This window comes from Methylobacterium sp. GC_Met_3 (genome assembly GCF_026540775.1).
In the GTDB taxonomy this organism is placed as follows: Bacteria; Pseudomonadota; Alphaproteobacteria; order Rhizobiales; family Beijerinckiaceae; genus Methylobacterium.
In genome coordinates this window covers 19,684-28,645 of the sequence record NZ_JALNUL010000047.1, presented here as the reverse complement: position 1 = coordinate 28,645, position 8,962 = coordinate 19,684, and the positions used below count along the sequence as shown (strand labels likewise).

Sequence of the window (8,962 nt, the reverse complement as noted above, 5' to 3'; positions counted from 1 at the left end):
ACGGGCGAGGTCAAGGACGGCGCCAAGTCCCTCGCCGACAAGATCACCGGCAAGCACTGACCACAGACTGACCCGTCGCGGCGCCGGCCCGGCCGGCGCCGTCTCTCGCCCCCCATGCGGGGCTCGTTCAATCCACCACAGGAGACCGACATGAACCGCGACCAGATCCGTGGCGCGTCCCGTCACCTCAAGGGTCGCGCGCAGACCGCCATCGGCGGCCTCGCCGGCGACCCGGCCCGCCAGGTGCGCGGAGCCGTCAATCAGGTGGCTGGTGGCGCTCAGTACGCCTACGGCCGTGCCCGGGACCGGGCAGAGGATTTCGCCGAGGATGGCCGCCATCTCGCCCACGAAGTGCGGGAGCGGGCCGACGCTCTCATCGACGACGGCCGGCACTATGCCGAGGCGGCGCGCCACCGGGTGACGACCCACGGCCGCCGCGCCGTCCGCTACGCCGACGCCAACCGCGCGACGACGCTGCTCGCCTTCGTGGGCGTGGCCTTCGCGCTGGGCTGGCTCGCCCGCTCCTCCCGCTGACCTCCGGAGATCCCGGTGATCCGCAAGCTTCTCACCGCTCTCGTCCTTCCCCGGGTGATCGCGTTCATCACGCGCCGCGTCACCGGCCGGGCGGCCACGCCGCCGCGCCGGGGCTACTGACCACCGAAGGCCAGAATACCCCACCGACCCATCACGGAAAGGACGCGCTATGAGCAAGGGATATCCCTCGATGACGGCCCTGCTGGGCCTGCTCGCGGTAGCGGGCTACCAGAACCGGGACAAGATCTCCGAGTGGCTCGGCACCCCCTCCAGGGACGCCCATGGCACGCTCGTGCCGCCGGTGGGTCGGACGTCGCCGGCCACCGGATCGACGATCCCGTCCAACCTGCAGCAGGTGCTGGGCGGCGTCGGCTCGGCCGGGGTCGGCGGCTTGATCGCCAGCGGGCTGGCCGAGCTCGTCGACCACTTCACCAAGGGCGGCCACGGCGTGGCGGCGAACTCCTGGATCAACCAGGGTGACAACCACGCCATCGCCGAGGCGGATCTGGAGCGCGCCATCGGCCCGCAGACCCTCGACCATCTCACGCAGCAGACCGGCCTGAGCCGCTCCGACCTCCTCGCGCGCCTGTCGCGCGAGCTGCCCTCGGCCATCGACCGCTACGCGACCGACGGGCGTCGCCTCGCCTGACCAGAAAGCCTGAAGATCCCGGTCGCGCCTCGGGGCGGCCGGGCATCGTACGCGGGCCGGCATCCGTCGGCCGCCGTCACGACGTTTGGGAATCGACACGTCATGATGGCCGCCCTGCGTCGTATCCTCGTCACCGCGTTCATCGCCGCGCTCGCCGGTCTCGGGGTCATCACCGCCTTGCTCGGCCGGCGGCCGCGTCGAACGCTCTCCGCCGGGGCTGATACCGCTTCAGGGCGCGTGCGCGGGCCGCGACAGAGGCTTGGAGCCGTGCTGGACCGCAACGCGATCGGGCACGGCTCCAAACGCATCTCGACCGAGGCCGCATTGACGAAAGCTGCCGCCGCTCCCTCATCCGCTGTCCGGATGACGGGCGGCCGCAGCCTGGCCGTCGGGCTCGTTGCCGTGTTGCTGCTCCTGGCGGGGCTGGCCGGCCTTGTCCACGAGCGCCGTGATGCGCGGCTCGACGCCGGTTCCGCCATACCCTCCGATGCTGCGAAACCGTTGGCCGCCCTGTCGCCCCTGGCGGCGGGGTCCGCCCGCGCGCCGGCTTCGGCGGCCGACATGCCGGCCGGGTCTGCCCGGACGCCCGGGCCGGGCACGCCGGCCGGGCTCCCGTCTGCGCCCATGCCTACGTCGGCCGTGCCGGATTTCGACGTCGTCCGCGTCGAGCCGAACGGCGAGGCCGTAATCGCAGGTCGGGCCGCGCGGAACGCCGCCGTCGCGTTGCTCGTCGACGGCAAGCCGGTGGCTCAGGTACGCGCCGATCCCGGCGGACAATTCACGATCGTGCCGCCGCCCCTCCCGACCGGCAGCAGCGAGATCGCGCTGCGGGCCATGGATTCGCGGGGCGACATGCAACGCTCCGCGACGCGCATCGCCGTCCTGGTCGCACCATCCCGTGATGTGAAGCCGCTCGTCGCCCTGACGGCACCCGACAAGCCGACGAGGATCCTCTCGCAATCGGACGGCTCAGCCGCGACCGGCCCGATTCCGGTTCTTGCGGCGGGGCGGCAGGCGCTCCGGGCCGAGGGGGAGGGGACGGCGAAGCAGGACCCGCCCGCGATGCACCGGGACGCATCGACACCCAAGCCTGCTCCGCGTGGCTCCGAAATCGACACGTCGCGGGCCGGAGCGGGTAGAGAGGACGGCGAGACGGCGTCCGATTCCGTTCATCCGCCGCAAGATCCGCACCGGGCGGAGGCCTCCTCCGACAGGGCGCCAACCCCGCCAACGGTGGCGAGCATCGATGCCCAGGACGGCGGGAAGCTGTTCGTCACGGCGCGCGGAGCCCCCGGGGCCGACCTGCGGCTCTACCTGAACGGCACGCTGATCGCCCCGGCTACGGTGGGGCGCGACGGGACAGTGACGTTCGCCATCGGCCAGGGTGTAAAGCCGGGGGACTACACGGTCCGGCTCGACTGGGTCGATCCCGCGACGGGCAAGGTCCGCGACCGGGCGGAGGTCCCGTTCAAGGCGCCAGATCCCGGCCACGATAGGGGAGTGGAATACGCCGCCGCGCAGCAGGGCTCGGCCTTTCAGGCCGCCGGACCGGACATCGCGGAGCAACGGACCTCCGGGAACGCGATCCCGCCCCGTCCACACCCGGCGGACCAGGTTCGGACCCCGACGACGGGCAGCCTTGCGGCCGCCGGTCCGTCCGGGACCGGCGGCGCCTCCGCGATCGACGTCCCCAGGATCGGGACCGTCCGTATCGAGCGCGGCGACAGCCTCTGGCGGATCAGCCGCCGCGCCTACGGCGAGGGCGAGCGCTACACCCTGATCTTCGACGCCAACCACAAGCAGATCCAGGATCCCGATCTGATCTATCCCGGACAGGTCTTCGTTCTGCCGCCGGAGCACGATGGAAAAGGCGGCGCGGATACGCAGCCCCGTTGAGGCCGCCGAGCGGCAAGCTCGCATCGCCGGCCGCACGGGCGTGGGTTCCGAACGCCACCGTTGCGGAAAAGCAGTGCGTCCGCTGCGAGGTTCATCGTGCTGACGACCTTCAGTCGATCCCCGCGGACGCCGGTGAATCACGAATCACATTCGTCATTCATCCATACACAGTGGCAAGTTGTCGCTTACGGGCGATTATATCCACTGACACATGAACGAAAATTCTAAGACACTGTTCTATGGCCGCCAACATAGAAGGATGAAGTCTTTGCGTCTGAAGATGATGTGCGGCGCAGCCGCCCTGGCCGCCTTCGGCCTCGCCACCACGGTGGCCTCTGCCCAGGAAGGCGGTCCGTGCACGGATGACATCGCCAAGCTGAAGCGGGAACTCGGGACTCAGGTCGGAATGGGGGCGCCCGTCTCCCAGCCGGATGCGGGACAGCGGAAGGGGCCGAACGCGGGTTCCGACGCGCAATCAGCCGACACGACGGGGACCGCGTCCAAGGCCGGCGACAAGCCGGGTGACCGCGCGAGCCGCGAAGCTGGCGGCTCGCCGGGGACGGTCGGTGGCGTAGCGGGGCCCGTCGCCGCCGCAACCGGCACCGCGCAGGCCGACGCCGTGGCGAGCGGCCGGGTCGCCACCTCACCGGCTGACGTTCGGGCGCAATCCGAGAACAAGCCGACCGCCGCCGCGAAGGCGCAGCAGGGCGATGCCCCCTCGGCTTCCGCGAGCCTCTCCACGGAAGACAAGATCTCGCAGGCCAAGACCGCGCTGCAGCGCGCGACGGATCTTAACGCCAAGGGCGATCAGTCCTGCCGCGATGCGGTCCAAGAGGCCAGGAACCTGATCCCCCAGCCTACGCGCTGATCGGACAACGACCCGCCTCCGGCCCAGAGGCGGGTCCGCTCACGGCGGCCGATCGCGCATCTCCACCCTCGGATCGTGGACCACGGCCCACCCTCTCCATTCGGCCTCCGACCAGGGGAGGCCTACAGCGCCCGGAGCCCTGCCATGAAGATGGCCATGAAAATCGTGTCGTATGCCGTAGCTGTGGCCGCCGTCTGCATGCTTGTCACAGTCGTGATCCAGTCTGCCGGTCTGCTCGCCGGATCATAGGGCGTCCGCTGCTCTGCCGTGTTCATCCGCACGACATGCCTCCACAAGACATGACGATGAAGGGAACGATGATCTACCTCGCAAGCTGTGCGGTCGAGGCCTGCCAAGCCGGGTGCGGCCAGTGAGGGCGGTTCCAATGCTCCTCGCCGCGGCCGTCCTGCTGACGGGCGTGCTGTCGCCGGCCTTTGCGCAGAACCAGCCGATCAAGGGCCCCGAGGACGCCAGGTGCCGCGACGAGGCACGCAATCACGTCTTCACAGCCCCGAACCCGAAGGGCCTCTCGCCTTACGGACTGGGGGCGGAACTCTACCACGCCTGCATGCGGCGCCTCGGCGCTGAGCCGGCCAAGACGCCGCGCCGCTAGGGGACGCTCCACGCCGGCAAGGCCGACGCGGCCGGGAACGTGTCACTGCGAAAGCATGCGGACACGCAGGCGGCGGTCGCATCTTCGCGCCAGGTTGCCGCTGGGCCTGCGTCGCCGCACCCAGTCTGAACGGATCTTCCTCGACCGCGCGAGACCGTTGCCGCCGACCTTGGCCTGCCGCATTGCGATCCGGGGGGAGGGGACAGGCCTGACCGTGGCACGGATCCGGCTTTGCGGTCGTTCGGGCCTGCCGGGCGAGACCGAAACGGCCCCGCCCGCTGCGGCAGATGTGGCGCGCCGGGTATCGCCTCCGCTACCAGGGCGCATCGGCGTCGATCGGCTGCGCAGCGCCCGGCGACGGCAAATGTGAGGTCCCGATGTTCCTGAGCATCTTCGACATCTTCAAGATCGGCATCGGGCCGTCGAGCTCACACACGATGGGACCGATGCTCGCATCCGCGCGCTTCCTCGATGCGCTGCGCGAGCGCAGCGGCCGCGCGGCCGCTTCGCCGGCTTCGCTCCGCATCGAGGTCGTCCTGCACGGCAGTCTCGCCTTCACCGGGCAGGGGCACGCCACGGATCGGGCGGTCATCCTCGGCCTGCTCGGGTTCCGGCCGGATACGCTCGATCCGGATGAGGCCGCGCGCCGCGAGGCTGCGCTGCGCGGCACGGGTCGGATCGATGCCCCGGGGCTTCCCCCGATCGCGTTCGCGGCCGGGCAGGGGGTCGTGTTCGATTACGGCCCGCCCCTGCCGGGCCATGCCAACGGCCTGATCTTCCGCGCCACCGACCAGGACGGCGTCCCGTACCTGACGGAGACCTACTATTCGATCGGCGGCGGCTTCGTCCTGACCGCGGGGGAACTGGCCGGGGGCGACATCAAGGCCGTCGATGCCTCCGTGCTGCGCCCCTATCCGTTCGGAAGCGCCGCCGAGATGCTCGCGATGGGCGCTGCGTCGGACCGCAGCATCGCGGCGATGAAGCGGGCGAACGAAACGGTCAGCCGCAGCGACGCCGATCTCGACGACGGCCTCGATCGGATCTGGGGCGTCATGGACGCGTGCATCGATCGCGGTCTGGCCACCGACGGAACCCTGCCGGGCGGCCTGAATGTCCGCCGCCGCGCCCGGCACATTCATCAGGCGCTGCTGTCCGAGCGGGGCACCAACCGCGTACAGCCGCACGTCGCCAACGATTGGCTGTCGGTCTACGCGATGGCGATCAACGAGGAGAATGCCGGCGGTGGACAGGTCGTGACCGCGCCGACGAACGGGGCCGCCGGGGTCGTCCCTGCGGTCATGCGCTATTACCGCGACCACTGCATCGGCGCGGATCGGACCGGTATTCGCGATTTCCTGCTGGTGGCTGCGGCGATCGGCGGCCTGATCAAGACCAACGCCTCGATCTCCGGTGCCGAAGTCGGGTGCCAGGGCGAGGTCGGGTCGGCCGCCGCGATGGCGGCCGCCGGTCTCTGCGCCGCGCTCGGCGGCAGCAACGCGCAGGTCGAGAACGCCGCCGAGATCGCCCTGGAGCATCACCTCGGTCTCACCTGCGACCCGATCCGCGGGCTGGTGCAGGTTCCGTGCATCGAGCGCAACGGCCTCGGGGCGATCAAGGCCGTCGCCGCCGCGTCGCTGGCATTGCGCGGCGACGGCAGCCACATCATGCCGCTCGACAACTGCATCGAGGCGATGAAGCAGACGGGGCGCGACATGAGCGTCCGGTACAAGGAAACCTCGACCGGCGGCCTCGCGGTCAATCTTCCGGAATGTTGACGGCGTGCGCCGAACGGCGACCGCCGCCCACGATGAGGACAATCCGATGGAGACCATCATCGCGGCGCCCGACACGCGCGGGCCAGCCTTCATCCCGCCCATGCCGCCGCTGGCACCGGACCGCGTAGGGGCCCTCGGTGTCCTGGCCGGCCTGCGCCGCAACGCCTATGCCGCCTTCCCGCCCCGGTGCCGCGCGCAAGGCGTGGTCGTGATGCCCATGCCGGGCCGCGACGTCGTGATAGCCGCCGGCCCGCAGGCGATGCGCGACGTGCTGGCCACGCGCCCGGAGCTCTACCGGCGCATCGCAGCCGGCGACCGCATCTTCGGTGCCCTGATCGGGCGTGGTGTCGCCGCCAGCGAGGGACAGGCCTGGCGCCGGCAGCGCCGGATCCTGGCACCCGCCTTCACGCCCCGCACCGTGACCCTGCTGGCCCCGCACATGGCCGCGTGTACCGAGGCGGCCCTCGCCCCGCTGGAGGCGTCCCGCGGGGCGCCCGTGGACCTGCTCGCGGTGATGCAGGATCTCAGCCTCGCGGTCGCCGGCACGAGCATGTTCTCCCTGGAGATCGACACGTTCGGGCCGCAGCTGCGCGGCCTGCTCCTGGCCTATGCCACCGGTATCGGGCGGCCGCGGGCGAGCGACTTCATCCTGCCGCGCTGGGTGCCGACGGTGACGACCATCCGCCGCGCGCGCTTCCGCCGGCGCTGGCGGGCGCTCATCCTGGCGATCATCGCCCGGCGCCGGGCCTCGCATCCTCCGGGGGCGCCGCGCGACCTCTTCGATCTCCTGTCGGAGGCCTACGGGGACCGGGAGGAGGACCTCCTGGCCGACGAGGTCTCGACGATGATCTTCGCCGGGCACGAGACGACGGGTCTGACGCTGTTCTGGGCCTGCTACCTCCTGGCCCACGCGCCCGACTGGCGCGACGCCATCCGGCGGGAAGCGCGGCAGGTGGACCTCTCGCCGGGCGGTGCGGGGGCGGCCGTCGGCGCGCTGCCGCAGACGCGCGCCGTGGTGGACGAGGCGCTGCGGCTCTATCCGCCGGCCTACATGACGGCGCGCCAAGCGGTGGCGGATCACGAATTGTGCGGCGTCCCCGTCCGGCGCGGGGCCATCGTGCTGATGCCGTTCACCCTGCTGCACACCGACCCGCGCCTGTGGGCCTCGCCCGAGCGTTTCGACCCCGGGCGCTTCCTCGGCTCCGAGAAACCGGATCGCACCAGCTTCCTGCCGTTCGGCGCGGGCCCGCGCGTGTGCATCGGGGCGCAGCTGGCCACGTCGGAGGCCGTGCTGGTCCTGGCGCGCTTGCTACGCGACAACGACCTCGTCCTCGACGACGGCGCCCCGGTGCTGCCGGTCGGGTCATTCGCCACCCGGCCGAGCCGATCCCCGACCTTCCGCCTGCGGCCCTGTGCATGAGGGCGAAGGCCGGCAGACCGGTCAGATCCTCAGTCGTGCCGCATCACCGGGCGGCCGGAGCCGCGTGCTCCGCCGCCGGAGCCGATGGTCCGAGCGCGGCCATGAACGCCGCGAGATAGGGCCGCCACAGCGTCGCGTAGCGCAACGACTGGTGGCCATGCGTCTCGGGGGAGGCCGGGACCAGGACGAACTGCGCCCCGGGGATCCGCCGGATCGCCGGATCCATCACGCCGAGCTCGACCGGATTGAGCGCATCGTCGGCGAAGTTGATCGCCAGGAGCTTCGCCTTGATCTCCCCAAGCCGGGGCAACGGATCGTAGTCGAACGACGAATCGAACCAGTACAGCCAGTCGTTGGCGTCGACCTTGCCCGCGTAATTGGCGGCGAGCCGGCCGTAGAGCGTCACCGCGTCGGCGTTGGTGGGCGCCGCCTGCTGCTGGCTGAGTACGCTCTCGGTCATGATGTTGAAGATCGGCAGCACCTTGGTGAACTGCGTCGGTGGCGTCTCGTAATCTCCACCCTTGTAGTCCGGGTCCGAGCGGATGGCCTCGATCAGCAGGCGCCGCCACAGCGCGTTGCGCCCGCTCACCGGGATCGGCTGGCTGGCGACCGCCACGAGGCCGTCCATCATCCCGGGATGGCGCTCGCCCCACATCCAGGCCTGCATCCCGCCCATCGAGGTGCCGATCACCGCCCGCAGGTGCCGGATCCCGAGACCCTCGGTGACGACGCGGTACTGCCCCTCGACCAAATCGCCGTAGCCGTAGCGGGGAAATCGCCCGCGCAGGCCGTCGGAGGGTTTCGATGAGCCGCCGCGGCCGAGCCCGTCGGTCAGGACGACGAAGTACTGCGCCGCGTCGAGCGGTGCGCCCGGCGCGAACAGCTCCGGACCCATCGTCGGGGCGAGGAACTGCTTGCCGGTGCCGGTCGTGCCGTGGAGCACCAGCACGGCGTTGTCGATGTCCCCGTTCGCGTCGCGGTGGGGGCTTCCGAGCGTCGTGTAGTGCAGCCGCGCCTCCGGCAGGACGGCGCCGCTCTCCAGCTTGAAGCCTGCAACGACGAGATCCGCCTCGTGCTGGTTCGGATAGGGGGCCGGGTCGCCCGCCGCGCCGGACGCGCATGCGATCGCCCAGGCGGCGAGGATTGTCCGCGTGAGACCGGTCCGGCCGGCCGAGGCTGTGGTCGTCATGGCTCCAACTCGCTTCCC

General features: G+C 71.1%; 8 protein-coding genes. 7 read left to right on the top strand and 1 reads right to left on the bottom strand.

The features are described 5' to 3' along the window. Window positions 1-150 precede the first annotated feature (150 nt). The 7 genes from OXS27_RS27285 (at window position 151) to OXS27_RS27255 (ending at window position 7,755) form a co-directional block, all read left to right on the top strand. On the top strand, window positions 151-534 hold the full coding sequence (locus tag OXS27_RS27285; RefSeq protein WP_267360354.1) for a CsbD family protein: 384 nt from the start codon (window positions 151-153) through the stop codon (window positions 532-534). A gap of 169 nt (window positions 535-703) precedes the next feature. After that, window positions 704-1,183 (top strand): YidB family protein, encoded by a 480-nt coding sequence (locus tag OXS27_RS27280; protein WP_267360352.1) that lies wholly within the window; start codon window positions 704-706, stop codon window positions 1,181-1,183. Window positions 1,184-1,285: 102 nt separating this feature from the next. After that, window positions 1,286-3,079: a LysM peptidoglycan-binding domain-containing protein gene (locus tag OXS27_RS27275; protein WP_267360351.1), complete on the top strand. Its 1,794-nt coding sequence runs from the start codon at window positions 1,286-1,288 to the stop codon at window positions 3,077-3,079. A 259-nt stretch (window positions 3,080-3,338) separates the two neighbouring features. Continuing rightward, window positions 3,339-3,947: a hypothetical protein gene (locus OXS27_RS27270; protein ID WP_267360349.1), complete on the top strand. Its 609-nt coding sequence runs from the start codon at window positions 3,339-3,341 to the stop codon at window positions 3,945-3,947. A gap of 385 nt (window positions 3,948-4,332) precedes the next feature. Further along, window positions 4,333-4,560: a hypothetical protein gene (locus tag OXS27_RS27265; RefSeq protein ID WP_267360347.1), complete on the top strand. Its 228-nt coding sequence runs from the start codon at window positions 4,333-4,335 to the stop codon at window positions 4,558-4,560. Window positions 4,561-4,937: 377 nt separating this feature from the next. Further along, complete coding sequence (locus tag OXS27_RS27260) at window positions 4,938-6,335, top strand: L-serine ammonia-lyase (protein WP_267360345.1); 1,398 nt, start codon at window positions 4,938-4,940, stop codon at window positions 6,333-6,335. 4 nt (window positions 6,336-6,339) lie between these two features. After that, window positions 6,340-7,755: a cytochrome P450 gene (locus OXS27_RS27255; protein ID WP_267360343.1), complete on the top strand. Its 1,416-nt coding sequence runs from the start codon at window positions 6,340-6,342 to the stop codon at window positions 7,753-7,755. A gap of 43 nt (window positions 7,756-7,798) precedes the next feature. Here the strand turns inward: OXS27_RS27255 and OXS27_RS27250 are convergent, their stop codons facing one another. Beyond that, window positions 7,799-8,944: an alpha/beta fold hydrolase gene (locus tag OXS27_RS27250; protein ID WP_267360341.1), complete on the bottom strand. Its 1,146-nt coding sequence runs from the start codon at window positions 8,942-8,944 to the stop codon at window positions 7,799-7,801. Between the last annotated feature and the right edge of the window lie 18 nt (window positions 8,945-8,962).

What these genes read in the sequence shown, in the direction of transcription:
- OXS27_RS27275 (WP_267360351.1), top strand. Translation starts at nt 1,286, where the DNA reads ATGATGGCCGCCCTGCGTCGTATCCTCGTCACCGCGTTCATCGCCGCG.
- OXS27_RS27265 (WP_267360347.1), top strand. Translation starts at nt 4,333, where the DNA reads ATGCTCCTCGCCGCGGCCGTCCTGCTGACGGGCGTGCTGTCGCCGGCC.
- OXS27_RS27270 (WP_267360349.1), top strand. Translation starts at nt 3,339, where the DNA reads ATGAAGTCTTTGCGTCTGAAGATGATGTGCGGCGCAGCCGCCCTGGCC.
- OXS27_RS27250 (WP_267360341.1), bottom strand. Translation starts at nt 8,944, where the DNA reads ATGACGACCACAGCCTCGGCCGGCCGGACCGGTCTCACGCGGACAATC.
- OXS27_RS27285 (WP_267360354.1), top strand. Translation starts at nt 151, where the DNA reads ATGAACCGCGACCAGATCCGTGGCGCGTCCCGTCACCTCAAGGGTCGC.
- OXS27_RS27260 (WP_267360345.1), top strand. Translation starts at nt 4,938, where the DNA reads ATGTTCCTGAGCATCTTCGACATCTTCAAGATCGGCATCGGGCCGTCG.
- OXS27_RS27280 (WP_267360352.1), top strand. Translation starts at nt 704, where the DNA reads ATGAGCAAGGGATATCCCTCGATGACGGCCCTGCTGGGCCTGCTCGCG.